Origin of the sequence: Paenibacillus sp. FSL R7-0333 (assembly GCF_038000365.1) — a bacterium.
In the GTDB taxonomy this organism is placed as follows: Bacteria; Bacillota; Bacilli; order Paenibacillales; family Paenibacillaceae; genus Paenibacillus_AQ; species Paenibacillus_AQ silagei.
In genome coordinates this window covers 5,665,044-5,688,787 of sequence record NZ_JBBOBZ010000001.1, presented here as the reverse complement: position 1 = coordinate 5,688,787, position 23,744 = coordinate 5,665,044, and the positions used below count along the sequence as shown (strand labels likewise).

At 55.7% G+C, this 23,744-nt stretch carries 18 protein-coding genes, 1 pseudogene, 1 riboswitch and 1 other annotated feature; of the genes and pseudogenes, 15 read left to right on the top strand and 4 right to left on the bottom strand.

Annotated features, from left to right (window positions below; translation table 11 throughout):
• The first annotated feature begins 49 nt into the window (after positions 1-49).
• Positions 50-1,618, top strand: coding sequence for a glycoside hydrolase family 76 protein (locus tag MKY86_RS24030; protein ID WP_076079430.1), 1,569 nt, complete (start codon positions 50-52; stop codon positions 1,616-1,618).
• Between the two features lie 111 nt (positions 1,619-1,729).
• Here the strand turns inward: MKY86_RS24030 and hpt are convergent, their stop codons facing one another.
• The 3 genes from hpt to MKY86_RS24015 are packed head-to-tail and all read right to left on the bottom strand — an operon-like array spanning position 1,730 to position 4,395.
• Positions 1,730-2,257, bottom strand: coding sequence for a hypoxanthine phosphoribosyltransferase (gene hpt / locus MKY86_RS24025; RefSeq protein ID WP_076079431.1), 528 nt, complete (start codon positions 2,255-2,257; stop codon positions 1,730-1,732).
• Between the two features lie 30 nt (positions 2,258-2,287).
• Entirely contained in the window at positions 2,288-3,802 is a 1,515-nt protein-coding gene (locus tag MKY86_RS24020; RefSeq protein WP_076079432.1) for an IMP dehydrogenase, read from the bottom strand.
• A 32-nt stretch (positions 3,803-3,834) separates the two neighbouring features.
• On the bottom strand, positions 3,835-4,395 hold the full coding sequence (locus MKY86_RS24015; RefSeq protein WP_076079433.1) for a phosphoribosyltransferase: 561 nt from the start codon (positions 4,393-4,395) through the stop codon (positions 3,835-3,837).
• Positions 4,396-4,519: 124 nt separating this feature from the next.
• Positions 4,520-4,622, bottom strand: a riboswitch (purine riboswitch).
• 331 nt (positions 4,623-4,953) lie between these two features.
• Here MKY86_RS24015 and hemA point away from each other — a divergent pair.
• The 11 genes and pseudogenes from hemA (at position 4,954) to ypfJ (ending at position 17,486) form a co-directional block, all read left to right on the top strand.
• The gene (hemA, locus tag MKY86_RS24010; RefSeq protein WP_076079434.1) at positions 4,954-6,345 is read left to right on the top strand and encodes a glutamyl-tRNA reductase; all 1,392 of its coding nucleotides are present in this window, start codon (positions 4,954-4,956) and stop codon (positions 6,343-6,345) included.
• Positions 6,346-6,350: 5 nt separating this feature from the next.
• A complete protein-coding gene (gene ccsA / locus MKY86_RS24005) occupies positions 6,351-7,175 on the top strand; it encodes a cytochrome c biogenesis protein CcsA (RefSeq protein WP_076079435.1) in 825 nt (274 codons plus the stop codon).
• 352 nt (positions 7,176-7,527) lie between these two features.
• Entirely contained in the window at positions 7,528-8,175 is a 648-nt protein-coding gene (locus MKY86_RS24000; RefSeq protein WP_076079436.1) for a precorrin-2 dehydrogenase/sirohydrochlorin ferrochelatase family protein, read from the top strand.
• 402 nt (positions 8,176-8,577) lie between these two features.
• Positions 8,578-9,522, top strand: coding sequence for a hydroxymethylbilane synthase (gene hemC, locus MKY86_RS23995; RefSeq protein WP_076079437.1), 945 nt, complete (start codon positions 8,578-8,580; stop codon positions 9,520-9,522).
• Between the two features lie 91 nt (positions 9,523-9,613).
• Positions 9,614-11,161 carry a uroporphyrinogen-III C-methyltransferase gene (cobA, locus tag MKY86_RS23990; RefSeq protein ID WP_076079477.1) on the top strand — a complete coding sequence of 516 codons (1,548 nt, stop codon included), beginning with the start codon at positions 9,614-9,616 and terminating at the stop codon, positions 11,159-11,161.
• 142 nt (positions 11,162-11,303) lie between these two features.
• On the top strand, positions 11,304-12,302 hold the full coding sequence (gene hemB, locus MKY86_RS23985; RefSeq protein WP_076079438.1) for a porphobilinogen synthase: 999 nt from the start codon (positions 11,304-11,306) through the stop codon (positions 12,300-12,302).
• An 18-nt stretch (positions 12,303-12,320) separates the two neighbouring features.
• Positions 12,321-13,622: a glutamate-1-semialdehyde 2,1-aminomutase gene (hemL, locus tag MKY86_RS23980; RefSeq protein WP_083685118.1), complete on the top strand. Its 1,302-nt coding sequence runs from the start codon at positions 12,321-12,323 to the stop codon at positions 13,620-13,622.
• Between the two features lie 143 nt (positions 13,623-13,765).
• A pseudogene (locus MKY86_RS23975) lies at positions 13,766-14,485 on the top strand (RluA family pseudouridine synthase); the annotation flags it as partial.
• 768 nt (positions 14,486-15,253) lie between these two features.
• A complete protein-coding gene (locus MKY86_RS23970; protein ID WP_155991463.1) occupies positions 15,254-15,697 on the top strand; it encodes a hypothetical protein in 444 nt (147 codons plus the stop codon).
• A gap of 182 nt (positions 15,698-15,879) precedes the next feature.
• On the top strand, positions 15,880-16,431 hold the full coding sequence (locus MKY86_RS23965; protein ID WP_076079439.1) for a hypothetical protein: 552 nt from the start codon (positions 15,880-15,882) through the stop codon (positions 16,429-16,431).
• Between the two features lie 194 nt (positions 16,432-16,625).
• The gene (ypfJ, locus tag MKY86_RS23960) at positions 16,626-17,486 is read left to right on the top strand and encodes a KPN_02809 family neutral zinc metallopeptidase (protein WP_076079440.1); all 861 of its coding nucleotides are present in this window, start codon (positions 16,626-16,628) and stop codon (positions 17,484-17,486) included.
• 602 nt (positions 17,487-18,088) lie between these two features.
• Here ypfJ and MKY86_RS23955 read toward each other — a convergent pair.
• A complete protein-coding gene (locus MKY86_RS23955; RefSeq protein ID WP_076079441.1) occupies positions 18,089-19,330 on the bottom strand; it encodes a GGDEF domain-containing protein in 1,242 nt (413 codons plus the stop codon).
• Positions 19,331-19,525: 195 nt separating this feature from the next.
• On the opposite strand from MKY86_RS23955, the gene MKY86_RS23950 reads away from it, so the two are divergent.
• From MKY86_RS23950 to MKY86_RS23940, 3 genes are all read left to right on the top strand, one after another.
• Entirely contained in the window at positions 19,526-20,947 is a 1,422-nt protein-coding gene (locus MKY86_RS23950; protein ID WP_076079442.1) for a glycosyltransferase family 4 protein, read from the top strand.
• 135 nt (positions 20,948-21,082) lie between these two features.
• Positions 21,083-22,447 carry a LysM peptidoglycan-binding domain-containing protein gene (locus tag MKY86_RS23945; RefSeq protein ID WP_076079443.1) on the top strand — a complete coding sequence of 455 codons (1,365 nt, stop codon included), beginning with the start codon at positions 21,083-21,085 and terminating at the stop codon, positions 22,445-22,447.
• A gap of 199 nt (positions 22,448-22,646) precedes the next feature.
• Positions 22,647-23,309 (top strand): stalk domain-containing protein, encoded by a 663-nt coding sequence (locus MKY86_RS23940; protein ID WP_051478057.1) that lies wholly within the window; start codon positions 22,647-22,649, stop codon positions 23,307-23,309.
• A gap of 92 nt (positions 23,310-23,401) precedes the next feature.
• Positions 23,402-23,686: a binding site (T-box leader), on the top strand.
• Positions 23,687-23,744 lie beyond the last annotated feature (58 nt).

The window sequence follows — 23,744 nt, the reverse complement described above, 5'->3', positions numbered from 1 at the left end:
CCGCCTGACGGTTATGGACTGGATGTACAAATGAAGGGGGTACCCGGAAATGTTCACCTGGAAGAAAATAAGAAGTGCTGCTGTTCTCTGTCTGTTGTCCCTGTCTCTGTCTGTGTCTGTGCCGTCTCCCGGTGCAGGAGGTACGGCAGAGGCATTCACCGTCTCTAATGCTGATGCTGCAATGAACTCTTTTGTGCAAGTATTCTATGATTCTTCCGCCAAATACTTCTATACCAACAGCGATCATCTGATTCATTCCGAACATGCTCACGGGCCGAACGGGGGTCTCTACACCGACTTCTGGTGGGAGGCACAGCTCTGGGAGACCGTAATGGATGCCTACGAGCGCACGGGCAGCAATGTCTACCGCACGATGATCGATGAGATCTACACCGGATTCAACGCCAAATATCCGGATATGATGACAAATCCGTTCAACGACGACCTGGGCTGGTGGGCGCTGGCCTGCGCAAGAGCCTATGAACTGACGGGAACGACGGAGTATCTGAACCGTGCCAGCTTCCTGTTTGGCCAAATCTACAGCGAATGGGACAGCACGTACGGCGGCGGGATCTGGTGGAGAAGGGACGCCCATGTGCCGGGCCAGGCCAACGCCCAGAAGAATATGGCCACGAATGCCCCGATGGTTATGACCGCAGTCAAGCTGTCTAGTGCCTACAATGATCCTACTTATCTGACCAAGGCTACTCAAATCTATAACTGGACCAAATCTACCCTAGTTGGTGGCAGCAAAATCAACGATCATATTGAAGGTGCAGGCAGCGGTATCGTTAAGGATTGGGACTTCACTTACAATTACGGAACGTTCCTGGGGGCGGCTGTATCCCTGTACCAGGCTACCGGAGCTTCCGCCTACCTAACGGATGCCAACAATGCAGCCGGGTATGCCGTTAATAAAATGGTTTCCGCCCAGACTCTGTTGTATGAAGGGGAGAATGATGCCGCGGGCTTCAAAATGGTCTTTGCCCGCAATCTGAACCGTCTCCGTACGCTGGGCGGACAGTCGCAATACTTAAGCTTTCTTCAGCAGAATGCAACGCAGGCCTGGAATCACCGCCGCATGAGCGACGGAATCATCGGCAGCGACTGGCTGCGTAATACAGGCTCCTCCTATGTGCAGAGCCTGGCCGCCGCTGCGGGCGCTTCTATTCTTCAGCTCGTTCCCGCTGACGGCTACACCGGGTACATTGCGGGCAACGGGGCTTATGAAGCGGAGAATGCCGCGCGGACGCTGGTCGGCGGAGGCGGGATGATCAATGAGAGCACCAATGCCGGCTTTACCGGAAGAGGGTATGTCGGGGGCTGGAACACAAGCGGCACCTCCATTGATTTCTATGTCAACCAGAATGCAGCAGGAACCAGAACTGTCACCTTCCGCTACGCGGCGGCGGCAGGCAATGCTTCCCGCTACGTGAAAGTGAACGGAGTGGTTACTACCTCCAATCTGGTGTTCAATTCCACCTCCAGCTGGAGCGCATACGGAACGGTATCCGTCGCGGTACCGTTGAACGCAGGCTCGAACACCATTCAACTCGGGTATAACAGTGCGCTCGGAAATACGAACTATCTGAATATTGATTTGCTGAGCGGGCTTTGAATTTTTCAGGATAATTTTAGGGGAAATGGACCAAAAAACAAAAAGCAGCGGTTCTCCAATAATGAGAATCGCTGCTTTCTTAACGTTTGAAGCTTTTGGGACAGCCCCGTATTAGTCCCCGGTCTCTACGATCCAGACCTCCGGCAGATTGCGGTACTGCTCGGCGTAATCCAGGCCATAGCCGACGACAAATTCGTCCGGGATGTCAATCCCGCTGTAGTCAATGGGAACATCGACGAGGCGGCGGGAAGGCTTGCTGAGGATAGTGCAGATCCGCACGCTTGCCGCCTCGCGCAGGGCGAACAGCTCCTTCAGATGCTGAAGCGTCAGGCCGGTGTCGATCAGATCCTCGACCAGCAGGATATGCTTGCCGCGGATATCCATGTCGATATCCTTCTTGATCGTAATGACGCCGGAGGAGGTGGAGCTTGCCCCGTAGCTGGACACCGACATATAGTCGACGCCGACCGGGAAGGTGATCTCACGCATCAGATCAGACATGAAGACGGCCCCGCCCTTAAGAATGCCGATAAGCACCAGTTCCTTGCCTTCGTAATCGCGCGATATTTCAGCGCCCAGTTCCTGTACTCGCTGCTGCAGTTGGTCCTTGCTGACCAGAACTTTGGTAATTTGGGTCATGGTTGACGCTCCTTATGGATTAGGATGTGATCACGAGGATGATCTGTCCTTTTCCTTAAGCATAACATCATGTGCGCCTCCTTCAAAGATCGTTGTCGAGGAAACCAGGGTAATCTTGGCCTTCTGCTGTAGTTCCGGGATGGTCAGCGAGCCGCAATTGCACATGGTGGACTTGATTTTGCTGATGCTGAGATCGAGATTGTCCTTAAGCCGTCCCGCATAGGGAATGAAAGAATCCACGCCTTCCTCGAACTCCAGCTTGCTCTCCTTATCGGTATTGCCGAAGTCATAACGCTGCCAGTTGCGGGCACGGCTGGAGCCTTCGCCCCAATATTCCTTCACGAAGTTCCCGCCGACCAGCAGCTTGCGTCCGGGGCTCTCATCGAATCTGGCAAAATAGCGGCCAAGCATCACGAAGTCAGCGCCCATCGCCAACGCCAGCACAATATGATAATCATGGACAATCCCGCCGTCCGAGCAGATGGGGACATAGATGCCGGTCTGCTCGTAATATTCCTGGCGGGCCGCCGCCACTTCGATGACAGAGGAAGCCTGGCCCCGACCGATGCCCTTTTGCTCGCGGGTGATGCAAATGGAGCCGCCGCCGATGCCGACTTTGATGAAATCCGCTCCTGCCTCTACGAGGTACAGGAATCCTTCCTTGTCAACAACATTGCCCGCACCGACCTTCACGCTCTCCCCGAAAGTCTCCTTAATATAATGGATGGTCTCCGCCTGCCACTCCGAGTACCCGTCAGAAGAATCGATGCACAGGATATCTGCCCCCGCTTCCACCAGCGCTGGCACACGCTCCTTATAATCCCGCGAATTAATTCCTGCGCCTACAATGAGCTGCTTGTTGTCGTCATGCAGCTCCAGCGGATACTCCTGATGGCTGTCATAATCCTTGCGGAAGACCAAATGGACGAGATGGCCGCTGGCATTCACAATCGGCAGGCAGTTCAGCTTATGATCCCAGATCATGTCGTTCGCTTCGGTCAGGGTAATACCTTCTTCGGCGTAGATCAGCGAAGCGAGCGGGGTCATGAACTCCGTAATCGGACAATCCGGCGGGAGGCGGTTCTCGCGGTAATCCCGGCTGGTGACGATGCCCATCAGTCTGCCTGTCGGTTCTCCGTTGTCTGTGATCGCAATGGTGGAGTGGCCGCTGCGCGCCTTCAGCATCAGCACATCCTGAAGCGTATCTTCCGGGCGCAGGTTGGAGTCGCTGAGTACGAATCCTGCTTTGAACTTTTTGACCCGGCGGACCATTTCGACCTGCTGGCCGATGGACTGGGAGCCGTAGATGAAGGAGATGCCCCCGCTTTTGGCCAGCGCAATCGCCATGTTGTGGTCGGATACCGCCTGCATTACCGCCGAAGTCACGGGGAGGTTCATGGTCAGTGCGGGAGTCTCTCCCCGGCGGAACTTGGTTACCGGTGTGCTAAGATCCACATTGCCGGGTATGCAATCTTTGGTGGTCAGACTGGGTACCAGCAGGAACTCACTGAAGGTTCTTGAAGGCTGCTCGTAATAAAAAGCCATGGCTTGTCACTCCCCTGCTATTTTTTCACAACTCATACCTGGGACAGAAATCTGACGGGTACTCCAATGTCCGCTTCCAGTTGCTTGTAATGCTCTCCTTTGGCCAGAATCGCCTGCACGCCGACAAGCTCTATGCCCATCACGGACAACTGAGCAGCAATGCAGCGGATCGTAGCGCCGGAACTGATCACATCATCCAGCAGCAGCACCCGGTCACCGGCGGAGAAGCCGTCAAAATAAATATAATTCTCATTATACGCCGTCTCGCGTCTCACACTAACCTCATAATTCTCGTACAGCTCAGTGCTGAGGCGCAGAATATTCATCGGCTTCATCAGCTTATAGGCAGCCAGCATCCCCCAGGTATGACCGCCGGGTTCAGGGGAGACAATGTAATCAAAATCGGGAAACTGCTCCGTTACAGCATCCGCCAGATTGTGAGTGATTTCACGGATTAGCTCGGGGGCAATGTACGTACCGCGTTCTCCGAAGGGGTAGAGCTTGAAGTCATAGGCGGTGTCCTTATTCTTGTAGATTCTCACATTTCTGGCCTTACGAATCGATTCACTTAAGCTTGCGTAGGAAGCACTCATTTGCCCTCACTCCTTCTATTATAATGGATGCCAAAAACCCCAGGCTAAAGGAGGCGCAGTCCAAAGCAGGATACATCAGCGTAGAAAAGCACGGTTTCGCCCGTGAGCTCACGCTGATACATCCAGCAGGGGGCTGGCCTCTTGTAGCCTGGGGCAATTTACGGTTGCCTGTAGATACGCCCATTCCGGATTAACGGGCTTATACAAGAGAGGTTTGAAGGGGGATAACTGACGCGATGTTAACTTAGGGACGGAGAATCAGATCATTTTTGCTACTTATGTTATAAAAGTTAACTCAGATCATTTGTTATATGCTATCATCCGTAATAAAGTGTGTCAATATTTCATCATTGTGTTATATTAAATGACTTAAATACTTGTTTATAATAATTATTATCTGCAATTCATAAATAGTTCAAAGGTTTTGTTAAAAGCCGTATTTTGATGTGATATACTTAACACAGCGATTTGAGATCTTGTGAAATTGATACTAATATTTGCTGCTAAGCAGTAACAGAGCCTACACCAATGAATATAGATTAGGATGGTGAACAAGCGATGCATATTGTCGTCGTTGGCCTGAATTACCGTACGGCTCCCGTAGAGGTGAGGGAACAGTTCGCTTTTGCCGAGAAGGATCTGCCTGCTGCGCTTCATCAGCTGCTGCAGACGAAGAGCGTTCTGGAAGGGGTCGTTGTCGCCACCTGTAACCGGACGGAAATTTATGTGGTCGTGGACCGCCTTCATATGTGCGGATATTTCATCCGCAGCTTCATGGAGCAGTGGTTCGGAGTAAGAAGCGATGTATTTACGCAACATATGTATATATATGAAGACGAGCAGGCGATTGCCCATCTGATGCGTGTCACCTGCGGTCTGGATTCCATGGTGATTGGCGAGACGCAGATTCTGGGTCAGGTGCGCAGTGCCTTCCTGACGGCTCAGGCGGAAGGGGTTACCGGAACCTGGTTTAACCGGCTGTTCAAGCAGGCGGTGACGCTCGGCAAGCGTGCGCATAGTGAGACCTCGATTGGTGAGAGCGCGGTGTCGGTCAGCTATGCGGCCGTGGAGCTGGGGAAGCGGATCTTTGGCATGTTCACCGGCAAAAGAGTGCTCATTCTCGGCGCCGGCAAAATGAGCGAGCTGACGGTGAAGCATCTGTACAGCAGCGGCGCGGCGGAAGTGATTGTCGCCAACCGTACCTTGTCCCGTGCTATCGAGCTGGCCGAGAAATTCTCGGGTAAGCCCAGCACGATTGAAGAGGCGCTGAAGTCTCTGGATGAAGTGGATATTGTGATCAGCTCTACAGGTGCAGACGGCTATGTGCTGACGGCTGCCCAGGTAGCCGAGGGCATGAAGCGCCGCCCTTCACGGCCGCTGTTCATGATCGACATTGCTGTGCCGCGCGATATTGACCCTGCTGCTGCCAGTGTGCCGGATGTATTCCTCTATGATATCGATGATCTGGAAGGCATTGTGGAGAGCAATCTGGAGATGCGCCGCAGTGAAGCTGCCAAGATCGAGGTTATGATTGAAGGCGAGATGGCGGATTTCCAGCAATGGCTGAAGACGCTGGGCGTCAGACCGGTGATCCGTGCGCTGCAGGACAAGTCAAACGGAATATATGAAGAAACGATGGGTAGTCTGTTCAACAAGCTGCCTGAGCTGGATGAGCATCAGCGCAAGGTGATCCGCCGGCTGACCAAGAGCATTGTCAACCAGATGATGCATGATCCGATCAATGTGATCAAGGAGATGTCCGGCGGCAAGCAAGGGAATGAAGCACTGGAGTATTTCACTCAAATCTTCGCCCTGCAGGAGCAGCTGGATGCAGGTCCGGCCGGTGAAAGTGTTGAACCGCTTGAGCGCAGCTCTGCTGAACGGCCCTCCGGCGGAGAGATCCGTGTGCCGGGAGCGGTGCTTACCCCAGCCGGTCTGCTGGGCGGGTGAGCCACATGCTGCTGAACGGAATATATGATGCCGCTCTGCTGCTATATGCCCTGAGCCTGCTGTTTGTTTTCTCGGATTGCCTTCGGCGCAATCCGGGCGGAAAGCGGCTGGGCACAGGGCTTCTTGCTGTTGTCGGCCTGCTTCAGCTTGGGGGCCTGGCCATCCGCTTCTCCCAGGAGGGCGGCTTGCCGATCTTTACGCCTTACGACTTCCTGTTCTGGTTCTCCTTCAGCATGGTGGTCACCTCGTTTGCGGTGGCCTATATGCGCGGCGGCGAGTTCACCGTCCTGCTGCTCAGCATGGCGGGCTTCAGTGTATTCCTGCTGAACCGGGTATGGCTGACGGCGGAGGATCATACGCTGCAGAGCTGGAGTGCGGTGCACGGGTGGCTGGCGATGCATGTGATTTTGGCGAATCTGAGCTTTGCCGCACTGACACTTGGGACGGTATTTGCGATAATGTATCTATTCCTGCATACGAAGCTGAAGAATAAGAAGTGGGATGACCGTGTCCGCAGGCTGCCCAGCCTGGAGACGATGGACAAATATTCCTACACGGCGATTCTGGCCGGAGTTCCGCTGCTGCTGGCCTCGCTTATTCTGGCGGGTCTGTCGATTGTCGCGGAAGAGCGGACACCGCTTTTTCAGGATACGAAGGTCCTGACTACGCTTACGGGCCTGGGTGTCTATATCGTCTACCTTGTGCTGAAGTTCTCCGGCCGCCGAAGCGGTACCGTCATGGCCCGCTGGGCGATTGCCGGGTACGGCTTCATTATTCTTAACTTCCTGCTGAATTCCTGGTCGGAGTTCCATGGCTGGGGCGGGGAGTAAGGGAACGTTGGTTTGGTGTGGCTGATAGTGTGGGGCGCGGATGATTGGTGTGGTTCGGGGCTGATGGTTGGTCGTTGGCTAATGGTGTAGTTCGAGGCTGATGGTGTGGTTCGAGGCTGACAGTGTGGTTCGGGGCTGATTGGTGTGGTTCGAGGCTGATTGGTGTAGTTCGAGGCTGATTGGTGTAGTTCGGGCTGATTGGTGTGGTTCGGGGCTGATTGGTGTGGTTCGAGGCTGATTGGTGTGGTTCGGGATGATTGGTGTAGTTCGAGGCTGATTGGTGTGGTTCGGGGCTGATCGTCACTGTGGTGCATTTAACATTAACTTCGCGATAAGAGCTGGAGTGAGCAGGATGAATAAATATTTGCCGATCCTGCTGGATGTGGAAGGCAGGCGAGTGGTGGTGGTTGGCGGTGGGGCGGTGGCTGCGCGCAAGGCCGTCCCGCTGCTGGAAGCAGGCGCGGAGCTGGTGGTGATCAGCCCCTCGCTCAGCGGGACGCTGGCTGCGATGGCTGATGAGGGGCGGCTGCAATGGATCAGCCGCCCCTATGCTCCCGGGGATCTCCAGGGAGCTGTGCTGGTCTATGCCGCCAGCGATAACAGGGCGGTGAACGAGGCCGTTGCCGCGGAAGCCCGGCAGCTGGGGCTGCCCGTTAATGTGGCCAGCCATGCGGAGGCGGGCACGTTCATTACGCCCGGCGTGCTCCGCCGCGGGCGCCTCACGGTTGCGGTCTCGACCTCCGGGGCGGGACCGTCTGCGGCTGCGGGGATTACGCAGCAGATTGCGGGGCTGCTCGGCGAGGAATACGAGCCGTATCTGGATTTCCTGCATGAGCTGCGGACGGCCATCAAGCAGCTGGAGCCAGCGGCAGAGAACCGTTCGCGGCTTTTGCGGCGGCTGGGGAAGCTGGATGTGTTGAATGAGCTGCGGCAGGGCACCTTTATACCATGGACGGCCGAGGAGATTGAGGCTTGGGTGGCGCGCAACCGGGAGGAATAGGGGGCTTAAGTGGCTGGGCCATCGAGACGAACAAAGCAAGGGCAAAAATGCCCTTGAATTCGGCCAAAGGCGCTCTGTGGAGCAAATTAGGTGTATAAATACACCTGAATTCGGCCGAATCAGCTCAGTCTAGCAAATTAGGTGTATAAATACACCTGAATACGGGCGAAGTGGCTCAGTTGAGCAAATGAGGTGTATAAATACACCTGAATACGGCCAAATCAGCTCAATCGAGCAAATGAAGTGTATAAATACACCTGAATTCCGCCAAATCAGCTCAGTTGAGCAAATGAAGTGTATAAATGCCTTTGAATTCGGCCGAATCAGCTCAAGCGAGCAAATTCAGGGGTTAGTTATGGCGGCGGCTGAAGTAAGGGACTGACTTGAACAGGGGGAGTGGGCATGCGGAAGATTATCGTGGGCAGCAGACAAAGTGCGCTGGCTTTAACGCAGACGGGGCATGTGATTGCCGATCTGGAGCGGCTTAGCGGAGAGCATGGGTTTGATTTTACTTTTGAGGTGCATAAGATTGTGACCAAGGGTGACCGGATTCTCAATGTGACCCTGTCCAAAGTGGGCGGCAAAGGTCTGTTCGTCAAGGAAATTGAACAGGCGATGCTGGCGAAGGATATTGATATGGCAGTACATAGCATGAAGGATATGCCTTCCGAATTGCCGGAAGGCTTGATGAATGGTGCGGTGCCGAAGCGTGAAGATCCGCGCGACGTTCTGATCTCTAATAGCGGAGCGGGCCTGGAGGGTCTGCCGCAAGGCGCGCGCGTAGGCACAAGCAGTCTGCGGCGCTCCAGCCAACTGGCTGCACTCCGGCCGGATCTGCTTATTGAGCCGGTACGCGGCAATATTGATTCGCGGCTGAAGAAGCTGGAGAGCGGCGAATATGACGCGATTCTGCTGGCAGCAGCGGGGCTGTCGCGGATGGGCTGGCAGGACCGGATTACGGCATATTTGCCGCCTGAGGTCTGCCTGCCCGCTGTAGGCCAAGGAGCACTCGGTATTGAGTGCCGTGAGGACGATGAGGAGCTGCGCAAGCTGCTGGCGCTGTATAATGATAAGCGCACGGCACTCACGGTGACAGCGGAGCGGACCTTCCTGGGCGCCCTGAACGGTGGCTGTCAGGTGCCGATCGGCGCTTACGCGATCCTTGAGCCGGAAGGCGAAGCTGCGGGTCCGTCCATAACTTTAACCGGAATGGTCGGAACACCGGACGGCACAGTCATTCTGAAGGAGACCTGCACCGGCAATGATCCGGTGGAGCTGGGTTCGGAGGTCGCGCGTAAGCTGGTGGCCAGAGGTGCGGAGAAGATTTTGGCGGATGTAAGGGAATAAGGGGTAAGGGTTAGACAGGGAATAGTGTGGGCTCAGGAGAAGCTTATGCAGGCCAGAATCGCATGTGTAGAGGGATAAGGGGATGACGGAGATGGCGGGGAAGGTATATCTGGTAGGTGCAGGTCCGGGGGATGCGAAGCTGATTACAGTCAAGGGGCTGGAGTGTATCCGGAAGGCCGATGTGCTGGTCTATGACAGGCTGGCCAGTCCAAGGCTGCTGAAATGGATGAAGCCCGGCGGCGAGAAAATATACGTAGGCAAGCTTTCGGACCGCCATACGATGAAGCAGGAGGATATTAATCAGCTGCTGGTGGATCTCGCTCTGGAGGGCAAAACGGTGGTGCGTCTGAAGGGCGGGGACCCCGTGATTTTTGGCCGGGTGGGTGAAGAAGCGGAGCTGCTGCGCAGGAATGGCATCTATTATGAGATTGTGCCTGGCATTACCTCGGCCATCAGCGTCCCGGCATATGCCGGGATTCCGGTGACCCACCGGGAGGCATCGTCTTCCCTGTCGATTATTACCGGCCATGAGAGCCCGGATAAGCTGGATCATTCCATTCAATGGGATAAAGTAACGAATGCGACAGGCACGCTGGTATTCCTGATGGGTGTCGCCAAAATCGGCTATATCAGCGCCCAGCTGATGAAGCACGGCCGTCCGCCGGAAACCCCGGTGGCACTGGTGCGCTGGGGGACCCGTGCGGATCAGGAGACGCTGACCGGCACGCTGGCCGATATTGAGGCGAAGGTTACGGCAGCGGATTTTCAGCCGCCGGCGGTTATTGTGGTCGGTGATGTTGTGCTCCAGCGGGAGCACCTGATGTGGGTGGAGGCGCTGCCGCTGTTCGGCAAGCGCATTGTAGTGACGCGGGCGCGTGCGCAGGCAAGTGAGCTGGTGGACCGGATCGAGGAGCTGGGCGGCGAGCCGTACGAGTTCCCGGTCATTGAGACGGTGATGCAGCGGGATGCGGGCAAGCAGGCGGAGATCGCTGCGGCTCTTGGCGGGCTTGCGGCGTACGACTGGGTGTTCTTCACCAGTCCGAACGGCGTGGACTTCTTCATGAGTCATCTGACGCAGCAGAAGCTGGATATTCGCAGTTTGCACGGGGCGCGGCTGTGCGCTGTGGGACCGGGGACGGCTGCGGCGCTCGCAGAGCGCGGGCTGATCTCCGAGGAGCTGCCCGGCCGCTTCCAGGCCGAAGGGCTGATTGAAGCCTTCGGCTCACAGCTGCTGCCAGGGCAGAAGGTGCTGCTTCCGCGCGGCGACCTGGCGCGTGAGTGGCTGCCGGCAAAGCTGAGGGAGCTGGGGCTGGAAGTGACCGAGGTGGATACGTATGAGACGATTGTCACTGGGGAGGATGATATTGAGCTGGTGAAGCTGCTGGAGGAGAAGCGCATCCATGCGGTAACCTTCACCAGCTCGTCCACGGTGCGCAATTTCCTCGGCATACTCAAGCGGATGGGCCTGGAAGATCCGCTTACTCTGCTGGCGGGTGTCAAGATTGCCTGCATCGGCCCGGTTACCGAGCAGACCGCAGTCGAAGCGGGCCTCACTCCGGGACTGCTCCCGGAAGAAGCCACCATCGAAGGACTGGTGCAGGAGCTGTGCCGCTGGAATGAATCGACAAGGCTGAGATAGCCTGTTCCTGCCGGATCTGTCAGCGCTGCTTTTGAGCATTGCAATCGGGCCTGGCCTACTAGCAGCAATAGCTTTAACATCTCAATACTGCTTAAGACGAATAGATGTGTGTATATACTTACTGAACAGGGGGTTTGCAGCAATGAGCTTTCCAATAACCAGACACCGCCGTTTGCGCGGGTCCGCCGGTATTCGCGGCATGGTGCGCGAGACCGTACTCCATGTGCTGGATTTCATCCAGCCGATTTTTGTAACCTATGGAACGGGTGTAAAGAATGAGATCAGCTCCATGCCCGGCGTCTATCATTTCTCGCTGGATACGCTGAAGGCGGAGGTGGATGAGATTGCTTCCCTCGGCATTCCGGCGGTACTGCTGTTCGGTATTCCCGAGACGAAGGATGCGGTTGGCTCGTCCGGCTTCGCAGACGATGGCATTGTGCAGGAAGCCACGCGTCTGATCAAAAAATGGTATCCCGAACTGCTGGTTGTCGCCGATACCTGCCTGTGTGAATTCACCGACCATGGCCACTGCGGCATGGTGCATACCCATACGGTAGACGGTGTGGTGCACGGGGATGTAATTAACGATGCTTCGCTTGAGCTGCTGACCCGCACGGCGGTCTCGCAGGCCCGGGCAGGGGCGGATATTATCGCGCCGTCCAACATGATGGACGGATTCGTGCAGGCGATCCGTGCCGGACTCGATGCGAATGGCTTCGAGCAGGTGCCGATCATGTCCTATTCGGTAAAATACGCCTCCGCCTTCTACGGCCCGTTCCGCGAAGCGGCGGATTCCGCTCCCCAGTTCGGCAACCGCAAGACGTACCAGATGGACCCTGCCAACCTGCGGGAAGCGGTTCGCGAAGCGGATTCCGATGTGCTGGAAGGCGCGGACATGCTGATGGTGAAGCCTGCGCTGGCTTATCTGGATGTTATCCGCACTATCCGCGACCAGTTCGATCTGCCGCTTGTAGCCTACAACGTCAGTGGTGAGTACTCGATGGTCAAGGCTGCTGCACAGCAGGGCTGGATCGATGAGCAGGCGGTTGTGCTGGAGATGCTGACCGGCATGAAGCGCGCCGGAGCAGATATAATTATTACCTATTTCGCCAAGGACGCAGCCCGCTGGCTGCGCGGCTAGGATCAGGAGGGAACAAGCATGGACAACATGCCGTTGAACCGCCGGGAAGAGGCTTCCCGCATGGCTTTTGAAGAGGCAAAACAATATATTCCCGGCGGGGTGAACAGCCCGGTCCGGGCATTCAAGTCCGTAGGATTGACCCCGGTCTATGTGGAGAGGGGCGAAGGCTCACGGATCTACGATATTGACGGCAACAGCTTCATTGACTACGTCTGCTCGTGGGGACCGCTGATTATGGGACATGCCCATCCTGAGGTGGTGAAGGCGCTGCAGGAGACTGCGGCCAGAGGGACAAGCTTCGGCGCGCCGACCCTGCTTGAGACCGCAATGGCCAAAACCGTGGTAGAACGCGTAGCCTCGGTGGACATTGTCCGCATGGTGAACTCGGGAACGGAAGCGACGATGAGCGCGATCAGACTGGCCCGCGGCTATACCGGACGCAGCAAAATCCTCAAATTCGAAGGCTCCTATCACGGCCATGCCGACAGCCTGCTGATTAAGGCCGGTTCCGGGGTGGCGACCCTGGGGCTGCCGGATAGTCCGGGCGTGCCGGAAGGTGTGGCGGTGAATACGATCACGGTACCTTATAATGACCTGGACGGGGTCAAAATCGCGTTTGAGCGCTTCGGCAACGAGATTGCCGCTATCATCGTGGAGCCGATCGCCGGAAATATGGGCGTTGTGCCTCCGCTTCCGGGATTCCTGGAAGGTCTCCGCAAGGTGACTACGGGGTACGGGGCTTTGCTGATTTTTGACGAGGTGATGACCGGCTTCCGTGTGGACCGGGGATGTGCGCAGGGGCTGTTCGGGATGGACCCGGATCTGACCTGCTTCGGCAAGGTTATCGGCGGCGGGCTGCCTGTAGGGGCTTACGGCGGCAAAAGAGAGATCATGGAGCAGATCGCCCCGTCCGGCCCGATCTATCAGGCGGGCACACTCAGCGGGAATCCGCTGGCGATGGCGGCGGGCTACAGCACGCTTGCGCTGCTGACCCCTGAGGTCTACACCCGTCTGGAGTCGCTTGGCGCGAGACTGGAAGCCGGGCTTAAGCGCAATGCGCAGGAGACGGGGATTCCGCTGACGATTAACCGCGTGGGCTCCATGGTGTGCCCGTTCTTCACAGAAGAGCCGGTCATTAACTTCGAGACGGCCAAGACCAGTAACCTGGAGCTGTTCAAGCGTTATTTCGGTAAAATGCTGGATCAGGGCATCAGTGTTCCGCCCTCCCAGTTCGAGGGAATGTTCGTATCCGCTGCGCACAGCGAGCAGGATATTGACGATACGATTGCGGGCCATTACCAGGCCCTGAAATCGCTATGACGGCTGGACCGGAGGACCGGTCCGGCGGGCAACGCGCAGAAATGGAGGGCGTTGCCCGCCGTGCAGGCGCAGACCCATCGGGTACCGCCGCCGGCTTCGCGGGCGGCGGCAAATGGACCCGGCGCGGGGAATGGCTGGAAGCCATGCCTGGCCGGGTCATTACGGGGGCTGCCGACAGAGTGGCAGCCATCGATGCCTGGCTGCTGGGCGCAGCCGGAATGCCGGAGAAGCTGCACGCCCGGCTGCGCCGCGAGGATGGCATCCAGTGGAGGGGCGACCGGCTGCGGCTGGCTCTTTTTCCTCACAGGGAAGCGGGAATAGAGCCTGTGTGGCAGGAAGCTGCGGCTGAGGTGCTGTTCGAGGACGACTTCTGCCTGGTGGTCCACAAGCCTGCGGGCATGGCGCTTCATCCGGATGGCAGCGGCACGGAGGTAACGCTGGATCATATCGTAGCTGCGCATTATGCGGCTTCCGGCGGAGGCATTGCCGTCCGTCATATCCACCGGCTGGACAAGGATACTACCGGACCCGTGCTGTATGCGAAGAACGAATATGCCCAGCTTGTGCTGGATGAAGAGATGCGTGAGAAGAACGTATCCCGCCTGTACGCGGCGATTGTTGAAGGCACAGTGCCGCCTGAGCTTACGGTGATCGATGCCCCCATCGGCCGTGACCGCCATCATGCGGCGCGCAGACGGGTATCCCCTGGAGGGCAAGCGGCGGTAACACGGATTGTAGGGCGTGAAGCCCTGCCCGGCGGAACCGTAGTGAAGCTGCAGCTGGAGACGGGCCGCACGCACCAGATTCGTGTCCACCTCAGCCATGCGGGGCATCCGCTCTTCGGGGATGACCTCTACGGCGGACCGGGCTGGCATACTGCGGGTATTCCTTCCGGCAACAGCCTTAAGGAGAAGCAGCCCCTTCGTTCGGAGCCTGGTCAGGTGAAGTCTGCCATTACGGCCTGGTTCGAAGAGCAGGAGAAGGCAGGCCTCACCCCTGGTCTGCACGTCCACGGCAAGCAGCCGCCGGCTCCACCTTCCAAGCCGGGAGTCAAGGTGAAGCAGGAGAGTTCCGACCGCCAGGCACTGCATGGCGAGAAGCTGATTTTCGCCCACCCCTGGACCCGAAGCAAGATCGAGGTATCTGATCCCTGGCCGGAGGATATGCGTCGCCTGCGCGAGCAAATCGGTGGCACAGCTCAGGAGTAGGCCATTAGTCAATCGGCTCTGTGAAGTTAAGATAAGTCAATGTAAGCCATGCCCAGCCGGGCCGCGTTTCTCTGATATCTGGAGGATTGCGGCTCGGCTTTTTAGTTGTTGTTCAGTGCGACCTCCTCCAGCCGAAACATCGAACAATAAGTGGATTTATGTTATTTAATTTACGCATCATTACTCTCCCAGGGGAACGTTAAGTGGATTTAGGGCATCTAATTTTCTCAATATGTCCTATAATGTTTATTTTCAGCTTATATAAGTGTTGTTTTGCCAACTGTTTCCGGATATTCGTAGATTTACTGGTGAACAGTTGCCCTTTTTCCTCTTATTTCATTGTAGCCACCAGTTAGCCCACGTGTCCTCTGATACATTTCCGCGCTCAAGCCCGTCTTACTAATATGAGGAGATGATCTGGCTGTGAGATTGAGATGGAATCGCAGAGTGTTAGGAATCTTAGCCGCCTCGACCCTGGTGATTGCCGCCGGAATAATGGTGGTTGTGCAACTGAACAACAACTACGGTGTACTGGGTCTGGTTGCCCAGCTTCAGAGCTTCCGGGTGACGGTAGACAATCAATCGGACTTTGAGCTGAGTATTCAGGAGACAGGAGTGGTAACCGGCGCAGCAGCGGAGGCGTCAGCAGACGAAGTTGGCAAGATACTCAAAAGCGGAAAAACATTAAAAATTAAGCCCCGGCTGACCTTAAGCGGTGAAGGCGGAATTTATCTGAAGTATTCAGACCCGAGAGAACCGGACGTTCCCAAAACCATCGGAGTATGCTCCTACACCGAGACTTTATCCGGATATTCCAAGGTAATAATCACGAATGACAAGGTGACGGTTAAAGAGAATTGTAGCTAATCTATGGAGGCTGACTGCTATTTTGGCAGCTTGGTCTCCAAATATCCCCTTTAATTTCCCTCTGCGCATTTACAATCCAGATATTTGCAGATTTCCAGTAACATTTGTAACTGACGGGCTTCCAATATATTGATAAAAATAGTATGTAAGCGCAGTCTATTTGATGAACTGGGGGAATATTTGTGAAAAAAGTTACTAAGTTAATGCTCGTGGCCGGCATCTCGTTGGCACTTGTCGGGGTAGGGAACAGCGGCGCCCTGAACAATGTCACTTCGGCAGCGAGCGCACCGCTTAAGGTAGGCCGGGTGGAAGCGGCTGCCCATGGCACCAAATGCTTCACCGTTGCGGTTGCTGTAGTCCAGAATGGCGTAATCGTTGCGGCTTCGCTGGATGATTATCAGTTCCTGGGTAGCGATGTAGCTACTGGCGTACCGAACTCGGACAAGGACTTCGGCAAGAATTACAAAGATCCGAATATGGTGCTGGCCTCCAAAAAGACCAACGCCAAATATTACAGCGAGCACATGACGGAAGAAGCCAAATCGACAGTAGCCTATGACAAGAACCTGGCGGCTATCGAGAAATTTGCAACTGGCAAAACGATTAAATCCCTTGAAGCTACACTGACTAAAAAAACAAAAGAGCAAGTCGTTGATGCTGTAAGCGGTGCAACTCTGGTGGATACCCAGGGTTACCTGAAAGCCATTCTAAGCGCGGCCAAAGCTGCAAAATAAACAGCTGTTCCATCATTTAAACGATGTTAACCCCTTCATGGCTGCGGCTGTGGAGGGGTTTTGCTATGCTGTTTCCATTTGTCGACAGACCGGCTTCGCTGTTCAAGAGAGTGGCACCCCTGCAATTATGGGTATAACACTAATAAGTACAAAGATATCTGCATTCGCGAGTATTCATAACTGGGGGGAAGGCCATGAAATGGCAGGGCAGAAGAGGCAGTTCTAATGTGGAGGACCGCAGAGGCCGCGGCGGTGGAGGCGGGGGCAAGCTGATCGGCGGCGGAATCAGCGGGATTGTAATTATAGTGATTGTTACGCTGCTGAGCGGAGGGAATATCGGCGATATTATGGGGAATTTGACCTCAACAGGCTCGGGCACGAACTCAAGTGTCCCTTATGAACAGAGCGCCCAGGAGAAGGAGTTATCCGAGTTCGTATCCGTGGTGCTGGCCGATACCGAGGATGTCTGGTCCGATATCTTCAAGGAGCAGGGGATGACTTATCAGGACCCGACGCTTGTGCTCTACAGCGGCAGCGTGAATTCTGCCTGCGGAACCGCGAGCTCGGCCGTCGGCCCGTTCTATTGTCCGGGAGACGCCAAGCTGTATATCGACCTCAGCTTCTATGATGAGCTGCAGCAGCAGTTCAAGGCGCCGGGCGACTTCGCCATGGCGTATGTGATTGCCCACGAGGTGGGCCACCATGTGCAGACGCTGCTGGGCGCTTCCGAGCAACTGAATTCAGAGCGCCAGCGCCTCAGCGAGACTGAATTCAACAAGGTTCAGGTCCGCTTCGAGCTGCAGGCCGATTATTATGCCGGAGTGTGGGCGCATCATGTCCAGGGCGAGAATCTGCTGGAGGAGGGAGACTTGGATGAGGCTCTGACGGCAGCAAGCGCAGTCGGGGATGATACGATCCAGAAGCGGGCGCAGGGATATGTGGTGCCCGACAGCTTCACGCACGGAACGTCTGAACAGCGCAAGCGCTGGTTCTACAAGGGTTTTAACTCCGGCACGATTGCCGGTGGAGATACCTTCAAGGCTGCTGAACTGTAGCAGCCTGCATCAGGAACACCAAGAGCCGCTCTTCCGGTTGCCGGAGAGCGGCTCTTGTTCTTATTAGGGATATTATGATGAGGAGCCGTTTCTGCTCCGCCGGAAGCTGGGCTGTATGCCAAAAACAGCATACATGTGCTGCCGCACAGGCGCACGGCCCGAATGTATGCCAAAAACAGCATACATGTGCTGCCGCGCAGGCGCACGGGCCAAATGTATGCCAAAAACAGCATACATGTGCTGCCGCACAGGCGCACGGGCCAAATGTATGCCAAAAACAGCATACATGTGCTGCCGCGCAGGCGCACGGGCCGAATGTATGCCAAAAACAGCATACAATGTGCTGCCGCGCAGGCGCACGGGCCGAATGTATGCCAAAAACAGCATACAATGTGCTCCCGCGCAGGCGCACGGACCAAATGTATGCCAAAAACAGCATACAATGTGCTCCCGCGCAGGCGCACGGACCAAATGTATGCCAAAAACAGCATACAATGTGCTGCCGCGCAGGCGCACGGGCCAAATGTATGCCAAAAACAGTATACATTCGGCGGGTTCTGCCACGCCCTCATAGGCCGTCCCCCTCTGCGCGGAAACGAGTGTCAAGGCTGCACATCGTTCCGGTAAGACAGACGGTTGCGGCCAAGCTTCTTGGACTCCAGCAGGAGCTGGTCGGCGTAGACGTACCCTTTTTCCATAGAGGTCTTCTGGTCCGGGTCTGCCTTATAGTAAAAGAGTCCGAAGGATGCCGAATAGGGCACGCGGATGATCTGCTCCTCGAATTCTGCACTTACGGTGTGACCGTGAAGGCTGTCCAGAATTTCCTGAATCTGCGTCCTGCACTCCTCGAAGGTCTTGTCCCTTAGGAAGAGCGTGAACTCTTCCCCGCCGCTGCGGAACAGAACATCCTGCTCCTGCAGATGCTTCTGCAGCGTCTTGGCAAAATGAACAATGACCCGGTCACCAACGGCGTGGTTGTAGCTGTCATTGATTTTTTTGAACCGGTCGATATCCGCCACTACAATCCCGATATACTCCCCGCTCTGGTTCAGCTCCTTCATCATCTTGTCCATATGCGCCCGGTTGTAGGTGCCGGTCAGGAAGTCGCGGTAAGCCATCTGCTCGAATTTGTCGCGTTCATACTTGTGCTGGGCACTCTGCGATTTGGAATAGAACGAGATACTGACTACATAGTTGAGCAGGAACAGGGCGATCAGCATCTCCCATTTCTCCATTTGCAGCAGCCGCAGCAGCAGAGCGTTACTAAGAGCCACCTTGCTGAAGTCCAGCAGATTCCGGCTCCGCAGCAGCAGGTTCCTCGCTTCCCGGCGTGTCTTGATATCTCCCGACAAGGCAAAGGTCAGCACAAGGAAGGTGGAGGACAGCAGGGTGGTAACGCAGACCACGAGCAGGAACAGCAGCCAGTATCCGAGCGGAAGCTTGTCCGCCAGGGGAGAGAGTGCCGTATACAGATAGTACGCCGCAGAGCCGCCCAGTGTGAACGAACCGATATTGTAGAAGGTATCCAGGAACTCTCCGGGATCGGCGGTTTTTGTTTTCTTTTTATAGAAATATACGATGAACCGGTATACAGTCTCGAACAGGAGCGTGCCGAGCGGACCGGCAAAAATCCCGAAGGAGGAGGTATAGCTGATGGCATAATCGATTGTAGAATTCCCGCTCCGGGTCACAATCCGCAATTGGAAGTAGATGCTGGAGAAGATAGTGTATAGCAGTAATGCTTTTATATAGGTAGCGTCCAGGACTACAGCATGCGCGGGAATGAAGGCTATAGCCAGGGATGCGACAAATAGGAAAAGGTCAAATACCCTCGCTTTTGACATGTCGGAAATTTCCTTTCAGGATTTATACCGATTATACCCGAAAAGATGATTCTTGATTAAAAGATATTTTTGAAATTTGCAGGGAATGATCATATATCCCTTTCCGCCTGCCCGCAGCCTACATATACTATTCTGATTAGGGTGGAGCAGACTGCTCCTGCACCTAAATACATCTATAGCCGGGGAGAGGAATGCATGAAGATATTGCTGGTCACCTACTGGGGCCTTACCAATATGGGCGGAATTTGGACGTATATGAAGCAACTGGCCGACAAGCTGGGCGAGCAGGGCCATTCCGTTACACTGATGGGCAGCCATGTGGAGAACAATACATTGTATTTGCTCAACCGGACGGAGTTTTTTGATAAAAAAGCGTTCTATTCGCTGCTGCTCCCCCAGCTTGATATCGGCCGGTTCCCCTCGCTGCATCTGGAGCATGGCATCTTCAGCTTTGAGCTGGGGCGTTACGTATTCGAGGGCGGCGCCGCTGTGCTGGGGCTGGAGGAATATGATGTCATTCATGCCCAGGACCCTATAGCCTCATATGCAATACGGCGGATCATGCGCCGTCCTGTTCCGCTGGTCGCAAGTGTTCATGGGGCATTGACCAAGGAGACCTACTATGAGTACAAGGGGCTTGAGCCCGGACTGACCCGGGAGGCCTATGAGCAGCGGCCGATCTGGAGCTATTTCCGCAGGCTTGAGACATTGGGTGCCCAGGCGGCTGACCAGATTCTGGTCTCTTCGGAGTGGATCGGACAGCTTACGCAGAGCCTGGGGGTCAGCCCGGATCGTATTCATACCTTGCCGTACGGGCTGGACCTGCATCAATATGCAGCCCGGGCCGCAGAGACGCCGCCGCTTCAATTTGCAGAAGGAATCCCTGTAATCATGTATGCCGGACGTCTTGAATATATCAAAGGCGTCCATGTGCTGATAGAGGCGCTAGGCATTCTACAGCAGCGCTGTCAGCAGTGGATCTGTGCGGTGGCCGGAATCGGCAGCCTCCTGGAGGAGCTCATGGAGCAGGCCCGCCTGCTGGGTATCGCGGGGAAGGTCCATTTCACCGGGAAATTGAACAATATTCCGGCTGCACTCCGGGCTGCCGACATCTATGTGCAGCCCTCACTCCAGGATACGCAGCCCTTCTCGGTTACAGAAGCGCAGCTTGCCGGGATCGCGCCGATTGTCGCCGGAACCGCAGGCATGCCGGAGATGGTCCGGCAGGGAGAGACGGGCTGGATTGTTCCTCCCGGAGATGCCGCTCAGCTCGCCCTGCAGATGGAGCAGCTGCTGGGGGATGAGGAGCTGAGAAGACGCACCGGCCTCCAGGCTAAGCACTGGGCAGAGCAGACCCGTTCGCTGGATGTCATGGCTGCGGGTACGCTGCATGTATACCAGAGAGCGGTCAATCTGCGGGCGGGCCGGCCGGGAATTCCGGATCATCTCCGGTTTGAGGAAGAACCGGGCGCGGGTGCGCTGCCGGCAGCTTTTCATCCGGCAGATGTGCTTAACCAGTGTGATCCGGGGAATCCGCTTGCCGTAACGATGCGTGTCAAGCTTCCGCAGCACTACTCTATTCCTGATGCACGTACGGCCCTTCCTCCCCTGGGATAGGCGCTGTCCGCAATTGAAGCGGCAAAGTTGTCATGCCTGCCTGATTGAAGCATATACATGTGGGGAGTAACATTTTGGGCTTATACTCTGGGCTTGTCTCAGGGATAGATTATGCCAAGAAGGAGGACATTTCCCGTGTTTGACCAGTCCCATGGCTTGCGGTTTGATATTTATGAACGCATTCACCTTTCGGAAGAGCTTCCGGGAATAGCAGAGCTGGAGGAAGTCGAGCTGGTTCCCGACATCCAGGTCATCCAGCGGGAGGACCGTGCCGAGCTGCACGGACAGCTGCTGCTCACCGGACTCTACCGGGGGGAGGATGACCTTACACAGCGTCTGGAGCATGCAATTCCTGTTGAAATCACTGTTCCGCTGACCCGGGTCAGCTCACTTGATGACATAGGGGTGGAGATCGAGAATTTCGATATTGATCTGCTGACGATGCGAACCGTCAACATTACCGGAGTGCTCTCGCTGCGCGGAATCGGAAGTGCAGATGTACAGCCGGCCTGGCAGCAGGAGGAATACACGGTAGCGTATTCGCCGGAGGCAGGAGACAGCAGGGCGGCTGAGGAGCAAATCCGCAATCCGGAGAATGACACCCTGTATGAAAATTCGCTCTGGACCTATGGCGAAGGGACTGCAGAGGGCTCTGCGGAAGATCAGAACTCCGCTGGTCCGGCTGAGGCAGCAGCTGAGCCGCTGTACGCGGAAGATACTTCTTACAGCCAGCCCGCAGCCTATCTCTCCACACCCCTGAAGGACAAGGAACCCAGAGTAAGGACCCATAGCCTGGATACGGCTTCTTCGGCAGGCAGCAAGCCGGCGGCTGATAAGGCCTCCGCTCACTTCCTCACCTCCAGAGAGAAGACGGCACCAGCGGCTGTGAACGGCTCGGTTCAGGAGGACACCACGCTTCAGACAGGCACCGCTGCCTTGAACACTGTGGATCATTGGGGCAATGCGAAGCTTCATGCCGTGTCGCAGCCGGAGCCGGTGCTTACCTCCGCTGCCAACGATGCTGCTGCGCTGTTTGAAGGGAACGAAGGAGGGGAGGCGGCAGAAGAGATCCAGGCCACAGACAATGAAGTCTTCCTGTCTGCGGAATCTTTGTCTCCCCAGGAGGAGAAGCAGGATCTCAAGGTTGCCCTTGGCAGCAAAAAAGAACCGGGAGCCGCCGAGCAGGAGCCGCTCACCTTCTCCTCGCTGCTCAGCGCAAGCCGCGCCAACAGAGAGCAGGAGGAGCTGCTTTCGGGCAATATAGACTCTGTAGCGCAGGCTGTTCCTGAGGCAGGCAATGATACAGCGTGGAAGAGCCGGTTCATCGGCGGGATGGGCGGGACAGAGCTGTTCCGCAAGGTACGGCTCTGTATCGTGCAGCGGGAAGAGACGCTGGATACCATAGCCGAGAAATACCAGCTAAGCACCCGGGAGCTGACTATGTATAACCGGCTGTCCGGTCAGATTGTAGAAGAAGGACAGGTATTATACATTCCTTGAGATTGACGGTGTGCGGAGAATTCAGGCTTAACAGGAACAGCCCTTGCCTTACGGATGGGGCTGTTCCTGTTTCTTTGTGAAATCCGCTTCTGGTTTACAAACCGTTCAGCCGGGGGTAATAGTCACTACCGGCCTACATACATTACACATTCAGGCAGCTATGCGCTGGTACACTACTTCTGGAAGGATGATAACTCACATGAAGAGAAAAGTGGCAGCCACTGCGGCCGCACTAAGCTTGACGCTCACAGTCTCGGCCGGTGTCTACGCCGCCAGTAATCTGCAGGAGATCAAGGCGCTCCTGAACAACAAAATCGGGATCGTCGTGAACGGCCAGGCGTACACGCCCAAAGACGGCAATGGCAAAACCCTCGCCCCGATTACCTACAACGGCATCACTTATCTGCCTGTACGCTCCATCGGCGAAGCGCTGAACACTGCTGTTACTTACGATGCTGCAACCAGCCGGGTCATCATCGGTGATGCTGCAGCTCCGGCTGTCTCCTCCGGAGGCTCGTCCACTGGAACACCAGCAGATTCTGTGAAGCGGCCGAAGAGCCTGCCGGCGGATTTCCCGCTTCCGGCGGACGCGAAGATATTTGATCTGATTGAAGGCTCGGCGACCGGTAAGCCGTCCGCAACCTTCAGCTACCGTACGAAGCAGAGCCTGGAGACGCTCGGCAATACGTACAAGGACTATTTTGTGCAAAAAGGAGCTACCTCCAAGTCTGAGGAAGTCTCCGCCTCAGCCTTCTCGATTATTGATGCCGGAAGCACATTCTCTGTTACGCTGGATGGCGCTCCCGGAACGGGCAGCCATCAGGGCTTCAATGTGGTTCAAGTGATCTGGAGCGGGGAGTAGGCATCAATGTACGTCTGCTTCGCGCCCTTTGTGTATATGCTGGTTGACTAGGGATAACACTGAATGTATTATTGAACTAAGTAATAACTAGCATAAAGACTGGGAACGGGAAGAGTAGGCGGTCAGCCCTTCAGAGAGCGGGATTATCATTGGTGTGAATTCCCGCAGGATGCAGCCCCCGAAGTCGCCCCGGAGTTGCCCTTCTGAGCTTGTCTTCATCATGAAGACGGGTTAGGATGCGGCCGGTTGCAGCCGTTACCCTGCATGAGTGTCGCGCTAAGCTTCAGGAACCTGTAAGGGAACTTAAGGCAGTGGTTTATTTTTTATTGGCGCGAAACAAAGGTGGTACCGCGAAAGAATGGCCTTTCGTCCTTTGAGACGAAGGGCCTTTTTGTATTCTCAGAAACCGCTAGCTACTCAATACATTTAACAGTG

What these genes read in the sequence shown, in the direction of transcription:
- MKY86_RS24030 (WP_076079430.1), top strand. Translation starts at nt 50, where the DNA reads ATGTTCACCTGGAAGAAAATAAGAAGTGCTGCTGTTCTCTGTCTGTTG.
- hpt (WP_076079431.1), bottom strand. Translation starts at nt 2,257, where the DNA reads ATGACCCAAATTACCAAAGTTCTGGTCAGCAAGGACCAACTGCAGCAG.
- MKY86_RS24020 (WP_076079432.1), bottom strand. Translation starts at nt 3,802, where the DNA reads ATGGCTTTTTATTACGAGCAGCCTTCAAGAACCTTCAGTGAGTTCCTG.
- MKY86_RS24015 (WP_076079433.1), bottom strand. Translation starts at nt 4,395, where the DNA reads ATGAGTGCTTCCTACGCAAGCTTAAGTGAATCGATTCGTAAGGCCAGA.
- hemA (WP_076079434.1), top strand. Translation starts at nt 4,954, where the DNA reads ATGCATATTGTCGTCGTTGGCCTGAATTACCGTACGGCTCCCGTAGAG.
- ccsA (WP_076079435.1), top strand. Translation starts at nt 6,351, where the DNA reads ATGCTGCTGAACGGAATATATGATGCCGCTCTGCTGCTATATGCCCTG.
- MKY86_RS24000 (WP_076079436.1), top strand. Translation starts at nt 7,528, where the DNA reads ATGAATAAATATTTGCCGATCCTGCTGGATGTGGAAGGCAGGCGAGTG.
- hemC (WP_076079437.1), top strand. Translation starts at nt 8,578, where the DNA reads ATGCGGAAGATTATCGTGGGCAGCAGACAAAGTGCGCTGGCTTTAACG.
- cobA (WP_076079477.1), top strand. Translation starts at nt 9,614, where the DNA reads ATGGCGGGGAAGGTATATCTGGTAGGTGCAGGTCCGGGGGATGCGAAG.
- hemB (WP_076079438.1), top strand. Translation starts at nt 11,304, where the DNA reads ATGAGCTTTCCAATAACCAGACACCGCCGTTTGCGCGGGTCCGCCGGT.
- hemL (WP_083685118.1), top strand. Translation starts at nt 12,321, where the DNA reads ATGGACAACATGCCGTTGAACCGCCGGGAAGAGGCTTCCCGCATGGCT.
- ypfJ (WP_076079440.1), top strand. Translation starts at nt 16,626, where the DNA reads ATGAAATGGCAGGGCAGAAGAGGCAGTTCTAATGTGGAGGACCGCAGA.
- MKY86_RS23955 (WP_076079441.1), bottom strand. Translation starts at nt 19,330, where the DNA reads ATGTCAAAAGCGAGGGTATTTGACCTTTTCCTATTTGTCGCATCCCTG.
- MKY86_RS23950 (WP_076079442.1), top strand. Translation starts at nt 19,526, where the DNA reads ATGAAGATATTGCTGGTCACCTACTGGGGCCTTACCAATATGGGCGGA.
- MKY86_RS23940 (WP_051478057.1), top strand. Translation starts at nt 22,647, where the DNA reads ATGAAGAGAAAAGTGGCAGCCACTGCGGCCGCACTAAGCTTGACGCTC.